This window comes from Streptomyces sp. NPDC045955, from assembly GCF_056430805.1.
In genome coordinates this window covers 281,953-301,543 of record NZ_JBWKKY010000001.1, presented here as the reverse complement: position 1 = coordinate 301,543, position 19,591 = coordinate 281,953, and the positions used below count along the sequence as shown (strand labels likewise).

At 72.9% G+C, this 19,591-nt stretch carries 15 protein-coding genes and 2 pseudogenes; 7 read left to right on the top strand and 10 right to left on the bottom strand.

What is annotated here, in order from left to right:
- From AC07F0_RS01365 to AC07F0_RS01355, 3 genes and pseudogenes are all read right to left on the bottom strand, one after another.
- A pseudogene (locus tag AC07F0_RS01365) lies at positions 1-982 on the bottom strand (hypothetical protein); the annotation flags it as partial.
- Positions 979-3,591 carry a lantibiotic dehydratase gene (locus tag AC07F0_RS01360; RefSeq protein WP_478972719.1) on the bottom strand — a complete coding sequence of 871 codons (2,613 nt, stop codon included), beginning with the start codon at positions 3,589-3,591 and terminating at the stop codon, positions 979-981. The pseudogene AC07F0_RS01365 and the gene AC07F0_RS01360, both read right to left, overlap by 4 nt.
- Positions 3,588-4,742 carry a hypothetical protein gene (locus tag AC07F0_RS01355; RefSeq protein WP_478972716.1) on the bottom strand — a complete coding sequence of 385 codons (1,155 nt, stop codon included), beginning with the start codon at positions 4,740-4,742 and terminating at the stop codon, positions 3,588-3,590. The genes AC07F0_RS01360 and AC07F0_RS01355 overlap by 4 nt, the downstream gene beginning before the upstream one ends.
- Before the next feature lie 228 nt (positions 4,743-4,970).
- Here AC07F0_RS01355 and AC07F0_RS01350 point away from each other — a divergent pair, with 228 nt between their 5' ends.
- Complete coding sequence (locus AC07F0_RS01350; protein WP_478972714.1) at positions 4,971-5,567, top strand: hypothetical protein; 597 nt, start codon at positions 4,971-4,973, stop codon at positions 5,565-5,567.
- 101 nt (positions 5,568-5,668) lie between these two features.
- Here the strand turns inward: AC07F0_RS01350 and AC07F0_RS01345 are convergent, their stop codons facing one another.
- From AC07F0_RS01345 to AC07F0_RS01335, 3 genes are all read right to left on the bottom strand, one after another.
- Complete coding sequence (locus AC07F0_RS01345) at positions 5,669-5,842, bottom strand: thiazolylpeptide-type bacteriocin (RefSeq protein ID WP_478972711.1); 174 nt, start codon at positions 5,840-5,842, stop codon at positions 5,669-5,671.
- A 35-nt stretch (positions 5,843-5,877) separates the two neighbouring features.
- Positions 5,878-6,051: a thiazolylpeptide-type bacteriocin gene (locus AC07F0_RS01340; protein WP_478972708.1), complete on the bottom strand. Its 174-nt coding sequence runs from the start codon at positions 6,049-6,051 to the stop codon at positions 5,878-5,880.
- A 162-nt stretch (positions 6,052-6,213) separates the two neighbouring features.
- On the bottom strand, positions 6,214-7,779 hold the full coding sequence (locus AC07F0_RS01335) for a SagB/ThcOx family dehydrogenase (RefSeq protein ID WP_478972705.1): 1,566 nt from the start codon (positions 7,777-7,779) through the stop codon (positions 6,214-6,216).
- Between the two features lie 270 nt (positions 7,780-8,049).
- Here AC07F0_RS01335 and AC07F0_RS01330 point away from each other — a divergent pair, with 270 nt between their 5' ends.
- From AC07F0_RS01330 to AC07F0_RS01315, 4 genes are read left to right on the top strand one after another with little or no spacing between them, the layout of a single operon-like run.
- Positions 8,050-9,531, top strand: coding sequence for a multicopper oxidase family protein (locus AC07F0_RS01330; protein WP_478972702.1), 1,482 nt, complete (start codon positions 8,050-8,052; stop codon positions 9,529-9,531).
- 38 nt (positions 9,532-9,569) lie between these two features.
- A complete protein-coding gene (locus tag AC07F0_RS01325; RefSeq protein ID WP_478972699.1) occupies positions 9,570-11,759 on the top strand; it encodes a class I adenylate-forming enzyme family protein in 2,190 nt (729 codons plus the stop codon).
- Positions 11,756-12,727 carry a 2-amino-3,7-dideoxy-D-threo-hept-6-ulosonate synthase gene (locus AC07F0_RS01320; RefSeq protein ID WP_467363648.1) on the top strand — a complete coding sequence of 324 codons (972 nt, stop codon included), beginning with the start codon at positions 11,756-11,758 and terminating at the stop codon, positions 12,725-12,727. Before AC07F0_RS01325 ends, AC07F0_RS01320 begins: the two co-directional genes overlap by 4 nt.
- Positions 12,699-13,814 (top strand): 3-dehydroquinate synthase II family protein, encoded by a 1,116-nt coding sequence (locus tag AC07F0_RS01315; protein ID WP_478972697.1) that lies wholly within the window; start codon positions 12,699-12,701, stop codon positions 13,812-13,814. The genes AC07F0_RS01320 and AC07F0_RS01315 overlap by 29 nt, the downstream gene beginning before the upstream one ends.
- 503 nt (positions 13,815-14,317) lie before the next feature.
- On the opposite strand, the gene AC07F0_RS01310 is transcribed toward AC07F0_RS01315, so the two are convergent.
- Both AC07F0_RS01310 and AC07F0_RS01305 read right to left on the bottom strand, forming a co-directional pair.
- The gene (locus AC07F0_RS01310; RefSeq protein ID WP_356925941.1) at positions 14,318-14,923 is read right to left on the bottom strand and encodes a response regulator transcription factor; all 606 of its coding nucleotides are present in this window, start codon (positions 14,921-14,923) and stop codon (positions 14,318-14,320) included.
- Between the two features lie 98 nt (positions 14,924-15,021).
- A complete protein-coding gene (locus AC07F0_RS01305) occupies positions 15,022-15,483 on the bottom strand; it encodes a hypothetical protein (RefSeq protein WP_478972694.1) in 462 nt (153 codons plus the stop codon).
- Positions 15,484-15,666: 183 nt separating this feature from the next.
- Between AC07F0_RS01305 and AC07F0_RS01300 the strand changes: the two genes are divergently transcribed.
- Entirely contained in the window at positions 15,667-16,653 is a 987-nt protein-coding gene (locus tag AC07F0_RS01300; protein ID WP_478972691.1) for a LuxR C-terminal-related transcriptional regulator, read from the top strand.
- Positions 16,654-16,690: 37 nt separating this feature from the next.
- On the opposite strand, the gene AC07F0_RS01295 is transcribed toward AC07F0_RS01300, so the two are convergent.
- Positions 16,691-17,038: a hypothetical protein gene (locus tag AC07F0_RS01295; RefSeq protein WP_478972688.1), complete on the bottom strand. Its 348-nt coding sequence runs from the start codon at positions 17,036-17,038 to the stop codon at positions 16,691-16,693.
- Positions 17,039-17,540: 502 nt separating this feature from the next.
- On the opposite strand from AC07F0_RS01295, the gene AC07F0_RS01290 reads away from it, so the two are divergent.
- Positions 17,541-18,770: a M20 metallopeptidase family protein gene (locus tag AC07F0_RS01290; RefSeq protein WP_478973554.1), complete on the top strand. Its 1,230-nt coding sequence runs from the start codon at positions 17,541-17,543 to the stop codon at positions 18,768-18,770.
- On the opposite strand, the pseudogene AC07F0_RS01285 reads toward AC07F0_RS01290, so the two are convergent.
- A pseudogene (locus tag AC07F0_RS01285) lies at positions 18,767-19,285 on the bottom strand (CocE/NonD family hydrolase); the annotation flags it as partial. The gene AC07F0_RS01290 and the pseudogene AC07F0_RS01285 sit on opposite strands and share 4 nt — an antisense overlap.
- Positions 19,286-19,591 lie beyond the last annotated feature (306 nt).

Genomic DNA, 19,591 nt, shown 5'->3' with positions numbered 1-19,591 from the left:
TGGTGGGTTCGTGCGCCGCCGGGTTGTCGGCGGGGTTTCCGACACCTGGGCCGTGTACCGCCGGGTCGCCGGCGGGAGTTGTGGTGGTGCCGTGCCGCACCGGGTCGCCGGTGGGGGGCAGGGTCTCGGGCGTGCGCGCCGCCGGGTCGCCGGCGGGGGGTGTGGTGGTGGGTTCGTGCGCCGCCGGGTTGTCGGCGGGGTTTCCGACACCTGGGCCGTGTACCGCCGGGTCGCCGGCGGGAGTTGTGGTGGTGCCGTGCCACACCGGGTCGCCGGTGGGGGTCAGAGTCTCGGGCTTGCGCACCGCCGGGTCGCCGGCGGGAGTTGTGGTGGTGGGCCCGTGCGCCGCCGGGTCGCCGGCGGGAATCAGGGGCCGGGATCCGCCCACGGACCCGCCGCCGGACAGCAGCGAGGGGTCCGCGAACATCGCGGGGTCACAGACGGGGACCAGTGGGCTCGACGCGTCGTGGGCGGCGGTCGCCGTCACGTCGGTCACGCCCGCCCGGCGCAGTCCGCGCACGGCCGGAGCGGTCGCCGTCGCGGGGCCGTGCAGTCGTACCCGGGCGCGGCGCAGGCGGGTGAACGCCGCGTACGGGTCGTCGAGGCGGGCGGTGAGACGCGCCAGCGTCCCGGCGTGGCGGGCGGCCACCTCGGCCGGCGGCTCCGGCTCGGAGAGTGCGGCCGGGTCGAGCAGCAGGCCGTTCTCGCGGAGTTTGGTGAGCAGGTGCCGTACCGCCGGCCGGGCACGCTCGGTGCCGAACCCGGCGACCAGGGCGTCCTCCGTCGTCCCCGCCCGCAGCAGGGGTACGCAGCCGTCCGCCACCGCGTACAGCAGCTCCGAGCCGCGCAGCACGAACTGTCCGCGCGTCCCGCTGAAGTAGACACCCCCCGGCACGGGCGCGTAGTGCAGCCCGGGCCGTGCCCTGAGCACCGCGGCGCGGACCGTCCCCGCCGGGCTCCTGTCCAGATCGGTCACCGTCACGGCCGGACTCCTTCCGCTTCGCCGTTGTTCACCGGGTCGTACACGAACCGCCCCCCGGCCCTGCGCCCCACTTCCAGCACCCACTCCGTCGCGTGCGTGCCGTCCGTGACGCCGGGCAGGGCCTCCTCCAGGTAGCTCGTACCGGCCCCGCGGCGCTCCAGCATCCGCGGCAGCACCCGCACCGCGAGCGCGCTGGACAGATCGACGTACTGCGGCTTCTGCTGGAGGCGCTTGGACTGGACGTCGGGGGCACCGACCGACAGAGGGCCCTCGTCCTCCGGCGCCGACTTGATGACGACCTCCTCGGGGACGCCGTACCGGGCCCGCCACGCGGTCAGCGCGAGGAGCCGCTCGTGTTCGTCGGGCCCCGCGGCCACCGCCGTGTCCAGTTCGGCGCCGCCGTACCAGCGCCGCCGCCCGATGAGGACGTCGCCGACCGCCATGCGCGGTGCAACGCGGGTCTCCTTGCCGTCCCACGGGGACGCCGCGTGCCAGGAGTTGGGCAGGCTGTTGAAGAGCCGGCCGCTGATCACCAGGCCGGAGGCGACCGACAGCGGCGGCGGGAACAGGCCGGGGTGGCCCGTGCCCAGCGGCAGCACCCGCAGCGGGGCTCCGTCGGCGTCCTCCACCCGCAGCGTGTCGGTCTCCGGGTCGTGTGCGAGGCGCAGGCCGAACCAGTCCTCGGAAGTGAGGCCGCCCGGCAGTACCGGCGTGTGCGCGTTGACGTTGAGGCGGTGCAGGCCCAGGTCCTCGGTGAGGCGGGCGCCGTCGTGGCCGTAGAAGCGCCGCAGATGATCGGCGAGGCGGGGTAGGGCGTGGCCGCCCTGGCGTCGGTCGGCCTCCAGGAAGCGCGCGTACAGCATGCCGTGGCCCGGCAGTCCGTCGTTGAGGACGAGCTGGTCGCCGGCCTGCTGGAGCAGCACGCCGTAGATCAGCGGGTCGCTGCGGAAGCGGTCGGGCAGCGACCGGGTCAGTTCGGCGACGTCCCCCGCCGTGAGCCTCAGGGTCTCCTCACCGGCCTGGGCCGTCTTCGTGAGCAGGGCGTGCACCTCCTCGGACAGCTCGCGGCGCAGCAGGTACATGTGCTCCAGGCAGCCGTCGGCCGGTCCGATCCCGGACAGCGCGGCGGCCTGCCCGGTGCCCTCGGGCCCGTATATGGCAGCCATCGCGGCGGCCCGCCGGGAGACCTCCCCGACGATGAACGCGGCGTGTTCGGCGAGCGGCACGTTCGCCCCGGCACCGAACCGCTCCACGAACGCGGCGGTCATCAGGACCCGTACGTCGTGCAGCCAGTCGAAGACCGTCAGCAGCTCCACCGCGGGGCCGAGGTCGGCCAGCGGGGCGTGCCAGTCGGCGGCCGCCACCTTCAGCGGCGGCATGACGTAGTCCTCCTCGACGGTGATGTGCGCCGGGCGGCCCACCGCCTGGCTGAACCGGCCGAGGTCCCCGCGCAGTTCCGCCAGCAGCGCGCCCCGCTCGGCGGCCGGCGCCTCGGTCACCCGGGGCAGTCCAGCCCGCACCCGGCCCGCCAACTCCCGGACACCAGGCCGCTGTTCTGGCCCGGGGAGCGTCAGCAGGTCGTCGTAGTCGCCGGCGGCGGTCTGCTCCTCGGGCCGGCCGAAGGTGCATAGCACGCCCTGGTGCAGGGCCTGCCGGACGCGCCGCTCGGCCTCCTCGGCGGGGCAGCCGGCCCGGCGGGCGACGTGCGCGACGACCGCCGGGAACCTGCGCGGCCCCATGGACAGCGCGTCGAGCAGATCGCCGACGGGCCCGTCGAGCGGCACGGCGAGGCGGTGCATGCCCTGCTCGGAGATCTTCAGGAAGTACAGCTTGCCCGTCTTGGGGTCGGGCGCCGAGGTGGGCGGCATCCCCACCCAAAGGCCCGCGAGGTCCGTGCCGTCGGCGGGCAGACCGCCGAGCACGTAGTGCAGCATGACCCGGTCCAGGCCCGGCACGGCCCGCGCGCCGGTGAAGGGCACCTCGCCGGGGCGCACGGCGTCCGGGTCGCCGGCCGGGGCCGGTTCGGCCATGCCCACCGCGGTGAACCGGGACAGCGGGCTGGTGCGCACCATCGCCCGGGTCACGTACTGGATCAGTCCGCGCTCCGACTTGCGGGTGCGGGCGGACACCTTGCCCGGGCCCTCGACCGCGGCGCGGTAGCGCTCGGCCTCCTGGTGCACCTCGGGCGCCACGAGGGCGAGGGAACGCAGCAGGTCGCCGTCGCCCAACAGGCCTGCGAGAACGGTGCGTTCGCGGTCGGCCGCAGCCGGGTAGCCCGCCGTGATCGCGGTGCGCAGCCGCTCCCGCCCGGCGTGGGCGGCCAGCCAGCGGGTCACCGAGGGGGTCGCCTCCGGGCCCTGGGGCGTCCTCTTGGGGGCTCGGCCGTTGTGGATGGCGCGGCGCAGCGCGATGAGCTCGCGGCGCTCGGTGTCCGAGCCGGCCGCGCCGATCCGCTCGTACAGCTCCTGCGAGCACACCTCGGCGACTTCCGCCAGCTCGGCTTCGGCGCGGGCGAGTTCGCCGAGCAGGCGGCGCTGCTCCGGGTCGGCGAGGCGGGCCCTGCGCAGCGGGTTGACGCGCAGGAACCACTGGGGCTCGGGGCTGGTCATCGCAGGGCTCCCGTCGGTTCCGTGGTGGTGAGGCGCTCCCGCCAGCTGCTGCCGAGCACCTCGTCCACCGTCTCGGCGAGGGCGAAGCACATGTAGTAGCGCTGCATCGGCGAGACCGTGAGCAGGGGAAGCTGCTGGTAGAAGAGGTTCGTCAGCAGGCGGTAGGCGGCGAAGAACGGGGACGGGGTACTGATCGCCCCGGAGCCGTGCACGGTCCGGTGGAAGTCGGTGTCCGGCTGCTCGCCGCGCGGCACCGCCGTCTCCGCCCCGGGCGGGCCCATCCGGCTGCGGTCGACGCCGTCGGTGACGGAGTCCAGCAGGTCCGGGGTGAGGGCGCCCGTGGCGACGGCGTGGTCCAGGACCCCGGCGCCGTAGGCGAACGCGGTGCGCCACCGGGCGGCTGCCGGGGACACCGCGCCGCTCAGCCGCTGTTCGACGACCTCGCGGATCCGGGGCGCCTCCTTGGCGAGGCGCTCCTGGAAGACCGGGCGCATGTCCTTGCGCGGAGCCGCCCAGGCGAGGAACGCCTCCACGTGCGACCGGGGCGAGAACACCCCGTAGGCCGGCCCGAGCGCATGGGTGTCGACGAGGGCGGCGAACGCCTCCGCGAGGCGGATCGTGCCGCTGGCCGGGGCCTCGGCCAGGTCCTCGATCATGGACAGCACCGGGGTCGCGAGGGCGCCGTACACCACGGTGCGCAGGGCGTCCAGACGTGATTCCCGAGAACGCAGCTCGGGGTCGCCGGGGGTGACGCGCCGCACCGCGCCGTGCTCGCGCAGCGGCAGGTACGGGGGCTCCACCGCTTCGAGCCGGCCGAACTCCCGGGCTTGCTCCAGGTACACCTCCTCGGTCAGTGCCCGGGCCGGGTCGAGGGGGCCGGCGTCGAGCCGGGCCTCGATCCCCGCCCAGTCGACGGCACCGCCGGGTGCCCCCGCTCCGACCGGGGCGAGCACGTCGACGTGCGGTCCGTGCAGCCAGCCGCGCCGCACCTGTACGCCGGGTACGCCCCGCTCGCCCAGTTCGCGGGCGACCGGGACGACGTGCCGCGCCAGCCAGGCCGGTGTCACCGGCATCCGGGTATGGAGCCGCACCCCCGTCAGGCCGGCGGAATCCGGCCTGACGGCAATGCGCTCCGGAGCGTCAACCCCCATGTCCTTTCACCTTCCGAGAAGTACCGCAATGAATTCGAGAACGTGAGTCACATCATTGGCGCCGGAAATTCGAGCCGGAAGGGAAAACGGTCCGGCGCTTACATACGTCATCGTTTCCGTGACGCCCGACCGGGCCGAATGATCGGAATGGCCTATTCCGTTTCAGGGGTGTCCGAGGGCTGGCCGAAAACCGCCAAGAAGGCGGATGGGCCGGTGTATTCTCCGCGAGTGACATCTACGTCCCCCACAACGCCCCCCACCCCTTCCGCGACGGACGCCGAGTGCCTCGCCCTCACCCGTAACCTGCGCCGCAGGGGCACCCTCGTGTTCTCCGTGTTCGCCCTGGTGTGGGCCGTCGCGGCGGCCTCCGGGACCGGTTCGGCGACGGACGTCGTCCCGTTGGGTATCGAGGTGGCGGCGCTCGTGCTCACGGCGGCGGCGATCTACCTGGGATACCGCGAGGGCGCCTCGCCCTCGCCCCGCATGGTGAGCCTGCCGGCGAACTGGGCGCGCGGCGTGGGCATCGTCAACTCCGTCGAGCTGGTGGCCATCTTCGCCGTCATCGCCGTGTCCAACGCCTCGGGTCATTCCGAGGCCGTCCCCGCGGGCATCGCCCTGGTCGTGGGACTGCACTTCTTTCCGCTCGCCCGGCTGTACGACCAGTGGCAGTACCGGTGGACGGCGGCGCTGCTGACGGCCGTCGCGGTCGTCGGCTTCGTCCTCGTCGCCGCCGGCCTGGCGAGCGAGACCGTGCGGCTCGTGGTCGGCCTGGGCAGCGCGGTGGTGCTGTGGGCCTCGGCGTACCACCTGGCCGTGCGCGGCTGACGTCCCCCACCGCCTGAACGCAAGGATGTGCCCGACCGGCCGAGGCCGGGCAGGCGCATCCTTCTGCGTTCACGCTGCCGTGCTCAAGCGGTCACGCGGGCTCAGCAGGCCGAGCAGGTGCTGGAGGACGAGGAGGAGGTGCCGATCGAGCCGCTGGAGGCGCCCATCTCCGGCAGGGCGACGCCGTCGGTGACGTCGAGCGTCTCCAGCTCGTCCGCGTCGAAGCCGTCGAACGCCTGGTCCACGTCCTGGTTCTTGATGCCGTCGGTGCTCATGTCGAATCCTTCCGGGAATCCGTGGTGAGGGTGGGTCAGCAGGCCGAGCAGGTGCTGGAGGACGAGGAGGAGGTGCCGATCGAGCCGCTGGAGGCGCCCATCTCCGGCAGGGCGACGCCGTCGGTGACGTCGAGCGTCTCCAGCTCGTCCGCGTCGAAGCCCTGGAACGCCTGGTCCACGTCCTGGTCCTTGATGTCCTTGGCGGTCATTCGCTTTCCTTCCGTCGAGTCCGGAGTTCCCTTGCCGGAAATCCCGGACATTGATTCCTGGTTTGCCTTCCGGAATTTCTTTCGTTTCCGTCGGGCTGTGACATCCATATTGCTCGGACCGTCATCCCTGCGCCAGGGTTTCCGGGCGCCGGCTGACATTTATCACGGTGCGAATGACTTTTCGTCGCCGCCCTGCTTTCCGGTGCCGTCGAGCGGAATTGCCCATTCAGGGCTGTTCACCATGTGCCATTCCCCGCCCGGGTCCGCGGGCAGCTCCGTCCCCGGGGCCGGCGTACCCAGCAGGAAGTCGCCGACCGACGACTCCCGGAGGTAGTCCAGGCCCAGCACGCGGGCGGACAGGTCGGCGTCGCCGTTGCCCAGTCCGCAGGGCGCCAGGCCCATCGCCGTGGCCACCAGGTACATCGTCTGGTAGAGCACCCCGGTGTGCCGCAGCGTCGTGGCGTACGCCATGGCCCGGTACTTCCACGCCATGCGCTGGAAGCGCGAGGTCACCGTGAAGAGCACGTCGGGGCGGACCTCGAAGCCCACCGAACGGGACGCCACACCCAGCAGCGCCCGCCGGTCGGCCTCCGCGGCGCTGACGAGGACGAGGCGGTGCGCGTACGAGTCGTAGTGGTAGACGCCCGGCTCCAGCCCGTCGCAGCGCAGCACCGTGACGTACAGCTCCAGTTCGTACAGCGAGCCGCCGCTCGGATAGGGCCGTGAGACGACCTCGTCCTCGCCCGGCGCGTCCGGGCCGGGCGTGCGGTGCACCCGGACCCGCTGCACCCGGTACAGGAACTCGCCCAGCTCGCGCGCCGTCAACGCCCGCTCCCCGAAGGTGCGGTGGGAGCGGCGGGACTCGACGGCGGCGGTCAGGGACGGGTCGCGGGCGTCGATGCCGGCGCGGCGCGGACGGTACAGCTCGGTGGCGGGGCCCTGCGGCGCGGGCTTCACGGCGGGCTGCGGGTCGATCTCGCCCCGGTAGGGGTAGAGGGCGCCGAAGGCCTCGTCGTAGCGCCCGGAGCGGATACGCGAGTGGAACAGCAGATCGTGGAAGTCCCACTGCCGCAGCACCGGTTCGGTGTCGGAGGCGAACGTGCCGTCGGGACCGGCGAGTTCGGCGAAGCCGAGACCCACCAGATGGGACAGGACGGCCAGGGCCTCCGCCTCGCTCAGCCCGGTGGCCTCCCCGGCGCTGCCCGCCCGGCCCGGCTGCCCCAGGGCGGCGGCGAGCTCGCGGGCGGCCCGGTCGACCAGCACGGCACGGAACTTCACCAGGGGTGACTCCAGGACGAGGACCCCCTCGCGCGAACGGCAGAACGCGAACCGCGAGAGGCGGACGCGCGCGCCGGCGGCCACGCCCGCGACCCGGTGCCGGGCGTCCCGGGCGGTCGGCTCCAGCCGGACCAGCTCCCGGCGCAGCGGCGGCTCGTCGTGCGTGAGCACGCTGTACGCCAGCAGATGCCCGGCCCGCTCCAGCAGCGCGTCGGCCCGCTCCCGCCCGGCGTCGTCGAGCCCCTCGTACAACTCCTCGCGCGGCAACGGGCCCTCGGCCAGGCGGTGCAGGACGGTGCGCAGCGGGCCGCGCACCGGGCGCAGCGCGAGGGAGGTGACGCGCCCCCGGAGCAGGACGGTGCCCGTGCTGTCGTCGAACGTCACCCGCACGTCGGTGCGCAGCGTCCGGGCGGCGCACTCGGGGGGTTTCTTCGTGGTCGCGGGAATCATCGGGCCTCCGGTACGGACTCGTGTGGATCGACTGGTATGGATCGACTCGTATGGATCGACCTGTCGAAAACCACTCTGCGGCCCGCTACACCGCCTCCTCGCTCACCGGCCGCACCGCATGACAGTCACCATTCCCTCTCGTGACCGAGGTCATGGAATGCGTGACAGATGACAGGGACGGACTTCAATCGCTCGGACATTCGGCGCCCAAAGCGCATGCTCGGAACACGAATTCCACCCGCACGCCCACCGGCAGAGAAGGAAAACCTCGTGTTCACTCGTCGACATGCGATACGTCTCGGTCTGACCACCGGCGCCGTCGGGGCGGTCGGCGCGGCGGGCGGGGTCTTCCGTACGCTCACCGCCGAGCAGCCGGCCGCGGCCGCGACCCGGGCCGCCGCGAACGCCGCCGCGCCGGTCGAACCCTTCTCCGTGCCGCTGACGATCCCACCGGTCCTGGCCCCCTACCGCCGCACCAGAACCGCCGACTTCTACCGCGTCACGATGCGCCGCTCCGGCGTGGAGATCCTGCCGGGCACCCGCACCGACGCCCTGACCTACAACGGCTCGTTCACGGGCCCCACCATCCGCGCCCGCACCGGCCGGACCACCGTCGTCCAGCAGATCAACCGACTGGACATGCCGGCCTCGGTGCACCTGCACGGCGGCAACAACCCGCTGGCGCACGACGGCGGCATGATGGACACCATCGCGCCCGGCGGCAAGCGGACGTACGTGTACGAGAACGAGCAGCCCGGCGCGACCCTGTGGACGCACGACCACGCGCACCACATGGAGTCCGAGCACGTCTACCGGGGCCTGTCGGGTCTCTACCTGCTGCGGGACCCCGCCGAGGACGCGCTGGGCCTGCCGTCCGGCGAGTACGACATCCCACTGGTCCTGCGGGACGCCCACTTCGACGGCAACGCGCAGCTGGTCTACACGATGGACGACGCGGAGAACCGCACGACCATCCTGGTCAACGGCAGGCCCTGGCCGTACCTGAAGGTCGAGGCGCGCAAGTACCGCTTCCGGCTGGTCAACTCGTGCAACCTGCGCATCTTCGTCCTGGCGCTGTCCGACGGCTCGGCCACCCAGCACCCCGTGCGGCAGATCGGCACCGACGGCGGCCTGCTCGCCGCCCCCGCCGAGACCCCCGTGCTGGTGCTGTCCCCGGGCGAACGCGCCGACTTCGTCGTGGACTTCTCGAAGTACGCCCCCGGCACCAAGCTCACCCTCGCCAACATGCTGGGCCCCGGCCCGACCGAACTGGTCGGCCAGGTCATGCGGTTCGACGTCGGTGAACGCACCGCCGACACCAGCAGGGTGCCGGACGCCCTCGCCACGCTGCCGGCCCTGGCGAAGCCGACCGTGGAGCGCAGCTTCGACCTCTCCATGGACGAGCCCAGCTCCGGCGGCCACCAGGCGTACATCAACGGCAAGACCTTCGACCCGGACCGCGTCGACACCCACGTCGAGTGGGGCAGCACCGAGGTGTGGACGGTCACCAACAAGAGCGCCACCGTGCCGCACAACTTCCATACGCACCTGGTGCAGTTCCGCATTCTCGAACGGGACGGGCAGCCGCCGTATCCGGCGGAGAGCGGCTGGAAGGACACCGTACTGCTCTTTCCCGGCCAGACGGCCAAACTCCAGCTCACCTTCGATTCGCATCGCGGTGTCTATCCGTACCACTGCCACATGATCGACCACAGTGCCATGGGAATGATGGCGCAAATGAAGATCTCTTGATTTCCGAACCGTTCTCTTGATTTCCGGAAAGGAGGACCATGACCAGCGAAGCAATTCCCCGCCCTTATGCCCGGCGCGTTCTCGCGGCACTGGGCCGGGACCCGACCCGAGTCGTCCTGCACCGGCCGGACATGACGGTAACCGCCGGCGCGCTGCGGGCGTCCGTCCTGGGCAGCGTGGCGCTGCTGCACTCCCAAAGCGTCCGTCCCGGCACCACCGTCGCCATCCTCACCGGCCCCAACCACCCGCTGATGCTCAGCGCCCGCTACGCCGTCCATCTGCTCGGCGCCACCTCCGTCTACGTCCGCTCGATGAACCCGCGCACGGACACCGAGACGTTCTCGGTCGCCACCCAGACCGGGCTGCTGCGTGACCTCGGGGTGTCGCTGCTGCTCGTGGACGAGGCGGACGAGGAGAGCGCGGCCCGCGGCCGGTGGCTGGCGCGGCGGCGGCCCGGCCTGACCGTGCGGGCGATCCCGCGCACGGCGGACGGGCACGACACCGTGCCTCCGGCCCTGTCGCCGCGCCCCGACGACCTGGCCGTCGTCGACTTCACCAGCGGCAGCACCGGCCGGCCCAAGATGGTCGCGCAGCGCTACGGCACCCGCGAGCACCTCGTCGGCCGGCTCGCCTCCGGCCTCGACCCGAGGGGGCCGGCGACGCTGCTGTCCGTCACGCCGGTCAGCCACACCACGGCGCCCATGGCCGACGCCGTGCTGTGCGCGGGCGGCACGGTCGTCCTGCACGACGAGTTCGACGCCGACGCGACCCTGACGGCGATCGCCGAACTGGGCGTGACGGACGTCTACTTGGCGGTGCCCCACCTGTACCGCCTGCTCGACCACCCGCTCGTCACCTCGTACGACCTGTCGTCCCTGCGCCGCATCACCTACAGCGGCACCCCGGCCGCGCCCGAGCGGGTCCGGCAGGCGGTCCGGGTCTTCGGCGACGTACTGATCCAGGTGTACGGCACGACGGAGGCGGGCGGCATCAGCAGCCTCACCCCGCTCGACCACCGCGAGCCGGAACTGCTGGGTTCGGCCGGGCGCCCCTTCCCCTGGGTACGCGTCGAGATCCGGGCACCGGACTCGGGCACGCCACTGGGCCGCGGCCAGACCGGCGAGATCTGGATCAACTCGCCGACGGTGTCCGCCGGTTACCTCGACGACGCGGAACTGACCGCGGCGACCTACCGGGACGGCTGGCTGCGCACCGGCGACCTCGGCCATTGGGACCGCTATGGCTATCTCCGTCTGGACGGCCGGGTCGGCGACGTCATCAAGCACGGCGGCCTCAAGCTCGACCCGGCCGCCATCGAGGCGGCCCTGCTGAAGCATCCGCAGGTGCGCCAGGCGGCCGTGTTCGGAGTGCGCGACGAGGACCTGGTGGAGCAGGTCCACGCCGCCGTCGAACTCCACTCGGGCGCCGGCCACACCTCCTGCGACCTGCGCGGCTACGTGGCAGCCACCCTCACCCCGGAACACGCCCCCCTCAGCATCTCGGTCTGGCCCGAACTCCCCCTCACCCCCACGGGCAAACCGGACCGCACACGGTTGCGTTCCGCCACGGCCCCGGTACGTCCCCGCCCCGCAACGGAACCACCCCGAGGGGACCCCCGGCCCACGGCAAGTGCTCCGGCACGACCGTCCCTGGACGGGGGCCCGGTGGCGCGGCCCTCACCGGGCGGCCAGGTGGCTCCGCGCCCCCCAGAGGACTTGGCGTGCCGGCCCTCGGCGGACGGCCCGGCACGACTGTCCCCGGCTGGGGACCCGGTGGCTCCGCGCCCGTCAGACGGCCCGGCGACCCTGCCCTCGGCGGGTGGCCCGGCACGACTGTCCCCGGCTGGGGACCCGGTGGCTCCGCGCCCGTCAGACGGCCCGGCGACCCTGGCCTCGGCGGGTGGCCCGGCACGACTGTCCCCGGCTGGGGACCCGGTGGCTCCGCGCCCGTCAGACGGCCCGGCGACCCTGCCCTCGGTGAGTGGTCCGGCGCCACCGTCCCCGGCCAGGGGCCCGGTACCTCCGCTCTCGGCCGGCAGTCCGGTGCCTGTGCGCAGTGCAGACGGTCCGGGATCCCCGCTTTCCGCAGGTGGGGGACCGGGGCCGGAGCTCGGTGAGGGGTGTGGTGCCGGGCCGCCCGGGGCCGGCGGATTCGCCGGAGCAGACGTCCGCCGGGGCACCGAGCCGCGCAGGCGTACCGATCCGCGCAACAGAAAGGGCATCCCATGACCGCGTTCGGCCACTTCGCCAGGGCACTGAGGCTGCGGCGGCTCTACCGTCACAGCACGGCCGGCCTGATGATCACCCCTCTCGACCACTCGATCAGCGACGGACCCCTCGTTCCCAAGGGCACGAGCCTCGACCACCTCGCCGGGCAGCTCGCCGCCGGCGGCGCGGACGCGGTCGTCGTGCACAAGGGCAGCGTCCGCCACATCAGCCCGGAGCGGTTCGCCGCGATGTCGCTGATCATCCACCTCAACGCGTCCACCAGCCAGGCGCTCGACCCCGACGCCAAGTACGTGGTGACGCAGGTCGAGGAGGCCCTCCGGCTCGGCGCGGACGCGGTGAGCGTCCACGTCAACGTCGGCTCCGACGACGAGCGGCAGCAGATCGGCGACCTCGGACGGATCGCCGACGCCTGCGACCGGTGGAACCTGCCGCTGCTCGCCATGGTGTACCCGCGCGGCCCCCGGGTCACCGACCCGCGCGACCCGGACCTGGTGGCGCACGCCGTCACCGTCGCCTCCGACCTGGGCGCGGACCTGGTCAAGACCGTCTTCCTCGGCTCGACCGCGGAGATGCTCGACCTGACCGCGTCCTGCCCGGTGCCCGTCCTGGTCGCGGGCGGTCCCGCGATGCCCACCGAGGAGGACGTGCTGGCCTACGTCCGGGACGCCCTGGCCGGCGGCGCCGGCGGGGTGGCGATGGGCCGCAACATCTTCCAGGCCTCCGATCCACGGCGGCTCGCCGCGAAGGTGGCCCGGCTGATCCACCACTTCCCGGAGCAGCACTTCGCCCCCCTCGCCTTCCCGGCCGACGCACATCGGGACGAGCGACTGACCCCCGATCACCTGGACGCCCCGGCCCACCTCGGCGCGCCCGGCTCCCCGCTCGACCGAGACACCCACCACCTTTCCCACGCTTCACACTCGACAGGAGGTCCGCATCATGACGGACGCGAAACTGTGCTGGCTTGACATCCGAGGCGCCGGAACCGCCACCCAGGCCGTTCTCGAAGAGGCCCTGCACCAGCGCATCGACGGCATCGTCGCCGCCGACCCGACCGCCTTCACCGGCCTGCCGCCCACCGTCCGCAAGGTCCTGCTCTTCGAGGACGGTCTCGACTCCGTCCCCGCCGACCTGGGCGGAGCGGACCTGGTGGTCGTCCCGGGCCCCCGCGAGGACCGGGCCGCGCTCCAGCAGGCCCACCCGGACGTCGAGTTCGGCCGCTACGTGGAGATCGTCGACGCCGACACCCTGGAGGACGCCTGCCTCGCGGCCCGCCTGGAGCCGTGGAGCGTGCTGGACTTCCGCGACCCCACCAAGATCCCGCTGGAGATCGTGATCGCCGCCGCCACCGGCGCTCCCGGCTCGATCATCACCACCGCGTCCAACACCGAGGAGGCCGAGATCGTCTACGGCGTCCTGGAACTGGGCTCGGACGGCGTCCTGATGCGGGCCAACACCGTCGGCGACGCCACGGCCCTGCGTACCGCCGCCACCGCCCGGGGCGGCGAGATCGACCTGGTGGAACTGACCGTCACCCGGACCACGCACATCGGCATGGGGGAGCGGGCCTGCGTCGACACCACGACCCACTTCCGCAAGGACGAGGGCATCCTCGTCGGTTCGCACTCCAAGGGCATGGTGCTGTGCGTCAGCGAGACCCACCCGCTGCCGTACATGCCGACCCGCCCGTTCCGGGTCAACGCCGGCGCGCTGCACTCGTACACCGTCTCGCAGGCCGGCCGCACGCACTACCTGAGCGAACTGCACGCCGGCAGCAAGGTGCTGGCCGTCGACGTCAAGGGCCGCACCCGGCCCGTCAGCGTCGGCCGCGTCAAGATCGAGACCCGGCCGCTGATCTCCATCGACGCGGTCGCCCCGAGCGGGCAGACGGTCAACCTGATCCTCCAGGACGACTGGCACGTCCGGGTCCTCGGCCCGAACGCGTCGGTCCTCAACTCCACGGAGCTGAAGCCGGGCGACACCATCCTCGGGCACCTGCCCACGGCGGACCGTCATGTCGGTTACCCGATCGACGAGTTCTGCCTGGAGAAGTGAGCGCGGCACCCGACCCGACACCAGACGCCGCAGCGACCGCACCAGCCCCGGGCCCCACCGGCCCGTGCCGAGCGCTCGCCCGGCCCCGCCCCGCCCCGGCACCCCACGTGCCGGGGCCGGCGCACGTCCGCCCCCGGCCGACGGCCGGGCCCGCGCACCCGTCACCCGCGCGCCACACCCGCTCACCATCGCTCCGCTACCGGTCCCGGGCTTGCTTACCGTCGTCCCGGTCCCGGGCTTGCTTACCGTCGTCCCGGTCTCGGTCCCACTCACCGTCGTCCCGGTCCCGCTTCCGCTCCCGGTCTCCGAGGCCGCAACCCCCGGCGAGCGCCGGCTCACCGTCGATCGCGTCCCGGCCCCTTCACCCGCCGGCACCGGCACGCGCTCGCCCCCTTCACCCGCCGGCACCGGCACCGGCACGCGCTCGCCCCCTCCCTCTCCCCCCGCAGGCACCGGCACCGGCACGCGCTCGCCCCCTCCCTCGCCCCCTGCTGAACCGGTCCTCACAGCAGCCCGTGTTCCCCGGCGATCCGCGCCGCGTCGAACCGGTTCCGTCCGCCCAGCTTCTTGATCGCGGCTGACGTCAGATTCCGTACCGTTCCCGCCGCCAGATACAGCTCGCCCGCGATCTCCTTCACGGTCGCCCCGCCGGCCGTCAGCCGCAGCACGTCCATCTCCCGGGTGCTCAGGGACAACTCCCCGACGGCGACGGGCCGCAGCAGCGACGGATCGACGGTCAGACAGCCGCCCGCGACACCCATGAGCGTCGTGACGAGCTGGGGCAGCCGGGCGTTCTTCGGTACGACGCCCAGGGCGCCGGCCGCCACGGCCCGGTCCACGACCGACGACGTTGCCGCCCCCACCATCAGCGCGACCCCGCATTTGGGATGTCGGCTCCGTACGTCGGTGGCGACGCGCAGCGCCTTGCCGCCCATCGTGGACTCGCCGAGCAGCAGCACCGTCGGCCGGTGCCGTTCCACGGCCGGCTGGACGGAGTCGTACGACGTGGCCAGGCCGACGACCTCCAGTCCGTCGACGCCGTTGAGCGTCTCGGCGAAGGCCTCCAGCACGAGTTGGTGATCACCTGCGAGGACTATCCGTATCGACATGCTCGACCCCCGTACGGCAGGACTAAGGCAAAGACTCAGAAAAAACAGCGGAATTGATGGTGTGTCAGGTGGGTTCAGGCGGAGGGGGCGCGCCAGGACTAGTGCAGCCGTGCCAACCGTTCCACCACCGCCTGGGCCGCCTTCTCGAGGCTGGAGCCGTCACGGCCCACGTCGACCTCGATGTGCTCGGCGCCGGCCGGCAGGGAAGCCGCGACGACACCCGACAGGACGCGGAAGAACGGGGCCAGTTCCTCGCTTCCGCTTTCGTCCGGGACGACCACGACGCCGGCGGTGACCGGCCCGAGGTCGGCGGCGATCTGATCGGTCAGCGCGGCGAAGCTCTCCGGCCGTTCCACATCGGCTTGATAAGGCAGTGCGACCAGCCCGATTCCGGCCAGTTCCTTGCACAGGAACGCCGCGTTCGTGGCGGCGTCGTCACCGCGCCCGGGGTGCCCCGCGCCGACCACCGCGACCGCGGCACCCAACGCGCACAGCTGACTGGCGACCCGCCGCCCGACGCCGGTCGTGCCGTCGACGACAAGGGCGACACAGTCGTGCAAAGGCGGTAGTACATGTGCGACTGTGTGCGACACCGGAACTCCTGACCGGGTAACGTGGCCAATATGTGAACGATCTGCGGGGGTCCTTCGCATGCCTTGCGACGCTCCTCCGTGCCGCGTCGCCGCTCGCAAGTCGGCGCGGCCGCCCGGTCCGGACATGTGGGTTCAAGGGGGAGGCGCCACGTGGACGAGGTATCGCCACTCGATCAGCAGACCCTCGCGGTGTACCGCGCGATCCTTTTCCACAAGCAACATGATCCGGACAAGCTCGCCGAGCTCCTCGACATCAGCTGCGACGAGGTGCACAACGCGCTCACGCGCCTGTCCGACCTGTCGTTGCTGGCCCCCTCGCAGAACTCACCCGGCACCCTGCGCGCGGTGAACCCGTCGCTCGGCCTGAAGGTCCTGCTCCAGCGGGAACAGGACGAACTGGCCTGGCGGCAGCAGCGCATCGAGCAGAACCGGGCCGCGCTCGCGGCGCTCGCCGCCGAGTACACGGCGTCGGCCGGGTCCGGCTCGGACGGCACGGAACAGCTCGACAACGTGGACGAGATCCGCACCCGGCTGGAGGCGCTCGCCGAGTCGTGCCAGCAGGAGTCCCTGGTCTTCCACCCCGTGGGCGGCCTGACCAAGGAGGCGATCGAGGCGTCCCGGCCGCTGAACGAGCGGGCACTGGCCCGGGGCGTCCGATTCCGGTCGATCTACCTCGACAGCGCCGTCAACGACCGGGTGACGAGAGCCCACGCGCAGTGGATGGCGGAGCACAACAGCGAGATCCGCACGTCGCCGACCCTGCCGATGCGGCTGCTCATCATCGACACGACCGCGGCCATCGTGGCCAACCTGCCCGGCCAGACGGGCCCCGCGGCCCTGATGTTCCACAGCCGGCCGGTGGTGCTCGCGATGCGGGCCCTGTTCGAGGCGTACTGGGAACACGCGAGCCCGTTCCATCAGAACTCCTCACCCGACGACGACCCACAGGGGCTCACCCCGCAGGAGCGCAAACTTCTCCAGCTCCTCGCCACCGGCCTCACCGACGAGGCGGTGGCCCGGGCGCTCGGCATCGGAGTCCGCACGGAACGCCGCATCATGGCGGAGCTCATGGAGCGCCTGGGCGCCTCCAGCCGCTTCGAGGCGGGAGTCCAGGCGGCCCGCCGCCAGTGGATCTGACAGCCGGCCGCCGTGCGGTCCGCCGGATGCGCTGAGATCACCGCTCTGCCTGCGGAAGCGGCCAGGTGAAGTCCTCGGTGCTGTCGACCGGCACCTGGTGCCAGGTGAAGTCGTCACCGCCGTGCAGCGGCCCCGGGATCCCGATGAGGTCGGTGCCGCCCAGGGGCACCGGGGTCCAGGTGAAGTCGTCGGGCGAACCGGGCAGGTGCGGCAGCGGCGGCAGCACGTCGCCGACCGAGCGGTCCGCCTGCGACACGGCCGAACCGGCCGCCTGCGTCCCCTCGGCCTGCGGAGCGGCCTGCGCCGGCACCGCCCAGGCGAGCGTGGCCAGCACGGCCGAACCGAGGACGACGGCGGCGGAACAGCGGTTGGTGATACGGATCATGGCTGGTCTCCATTCCATGCGTGAGTCAGGACCTTTGTGACGATGCATGGAGCCAGTAGTGCTTCAGCTCCCCCGGGCCGTTCCGCGTTCCCCGCGCTTCCCGGCCGCTGATAAGAGAGAACCACCCCGCCACCCCCGCTGTCCGCATCCGGCCACGCCAGGAAGCTGCCTGGCAGGGAGTTGCACGCCGGTCACCCCTCAAGGAAGGCCGGCGGAGAAGAGGCGCAGATGATGCACGAGATCGAGGACATCGAGCAGGAGAGAGGCCGGTTGCGCACCGGCGGCGGGTGAGGGGCCGGGCCCGGGGCCGGGGGCTGTCCCCACTCACGGGCGGTGGCTCGCCGGATGGGCGGCGGCATGCGCGAGAAGTGATCGTGTACCAACGGGTTTTCATGACGGGCTTCCCGCTCGCCGGGCGACCACGAAGACGGATCGCGAAGGGGGAACGGTGAAGCGTCCTACGGAGCACACTCCGGCCCGCCGCACGCTGCTGGTGGCCGGCATGGCGGCAGCAGCCAGTGCCGGAACCGTGTGGGCTACGACGGGGAAGGCCGTCGCCGACGGGTGGCAGGGACCGGTGGCGTACGGGGCGGTGGACACCGAAGTCAACCGCCTGGAGGCCGGGTTGATCGAGCTGCGGCGGGACCTCCACCGGCATCCGGAACTGCCGGGGGAGGAGCGCCGTACCGCCGACGTGGTGGCCCTGGAACTGCGAGCGGCCGGGCTGACCGTCAGCACCGGAATCGGCGGCCACGGCGTGGTCGGCGTCCTGCACGGCACGCGCCCGGGCCGGACGGTCGCGTACCGGGCCGACATGGACGCCGTGCCGCCCCAGGACATCGTCGGCGGCGGCCGGGCCGCGGCTCACCTCTGCGGGCACGACATCCACACGACGGTGGCCCTGGGCGTCGCCAAGGTCCTGGCGCGGCTGCGGCGGCACCTGGGCGGCACGGTGGTGTTCCTCTTCCAGCCCGCCGAGGAGAGCCTGTCCGGAGCCCGCGCGCTGATCGAGGCGGGCGTGCTGGAGCGCACCCGCGTCGAGGAGATCCACGCGCTGCACTGCGGGCCCTTCCCCGTCGGCCGGTTCGCCGTGACCGGAGGCTACGGGATGCCGGGCCAGGACAAGGCGGAGGTGACGCTCCAGGGCCCGGACGCACCCGAGGCCGCACGGCGTCTGGCCGCCGAGATCGGCGCGCTCGCCACGGTGACGCTCCCGCAGACGCCCGCGGACATCGAGCGGATGGTCATCGACGCCCAGACGCCCGACGGCCCGCTCGCCCGCTTCGTCGCCCTGCGGGCCTCGGCGCAGGACACGAAGGTGAGCGCGTCCTACCGCTGTTGGCCGCAGGAGCGGTACACGGAGATACGTGGGGAGATCCGCCGGCTGGCCACGGCGTACGCGGGAGCCGCCGTGAGCTTCCCCGCCGAGCCGTTCCCGGCCCTGGTCTGCCCGGAACCCGACGCCCGTGCGCTCGCCCGTCACCTGCGCCGCGCACCCGGCCGTGATCCGGTCGCCACGCTCCACTCCGCGTTCCCGCCCTTCAGCGGCGAGGACTACGCCCTCTACCTGGACCGCGTCCCCGGCACCTACACCTTCCTCGGCGTCCGGGCTCCCGGTGCCCCCATCACCACCGGCTACCCCCACTTCCCCGACTTCGCGCCGGACGAGCGGTCCATCGGCATCGGGGTACGGGCGATGGCGGGGTGGCTCGCGCAGCGGAGCCACCGTTAGGGCGTCCCGTGGGGCAGGAGCAGCACGGAGCCGGTGTGCACGGTGACGCGTATCGGTGCGAAGTCGACCGCGTCCACAGGGGACTTGCCGGTACCCGGATTGCGGGCGTAGCGCGGATGGGCACCGGCACTGATCTGCCAGCGCAGCCGGTGCCCGGCCGGGAAGCGGTAGGCGGTGGAGCTCATCCGCACGGTGACCTTCGAGGGCGCCTGCCCCACCGTCTCCAGCCGGGCCAGCCCGTCACAGACGTTGACGGAGCGCCCCTGCGCGTCCACGTCGCACAGGCGGGTGAAGACGTCGGCGTACCCGGTGTCCGTGGAGACGCTCAGTCGCGCGACGACAGGACCGAGGAGATCCAGGGGCTCGGCCAGCGGCGGCCCGGTGAACGTCAGGACGTCCTCCCGCCCCTCCAGAGCGCTGTTGTCACGGGCACCGGCCGTGCGCGACAGCAGGGGGCCGCCGATGGACGGTGTGGGGTCGGCGGGGTCGTAGCGCAGGGACGCCAAGGGGGCGGCGCCTGCGCCGTCTTCGTGCCCTGGGCCGTTCGCGGGCTCCGGGCGGGCCACGGGTCCTGGGCCGTTCGCGGGCTCCGGGCGGGCCGCGGGTCCTGGGCCGTCCGCGGACCCCGCCCCGCCTGCGGACCTCGCCCCGCCTGCGGACCCTGCCCCGTCCGCGGACCCTGCCCCGTCCGCGGACCCTGCCCCGTCCGCGGACCCTGCCCCGTCCGCGGACCTCGCCCCGTCCGCGGACCCTGCCCCGTCCGCGGACCCTGCCCCGTCCGCGGACCCTGCCCCGTCCGCGGACCTCGCCCCGCCTGCGGA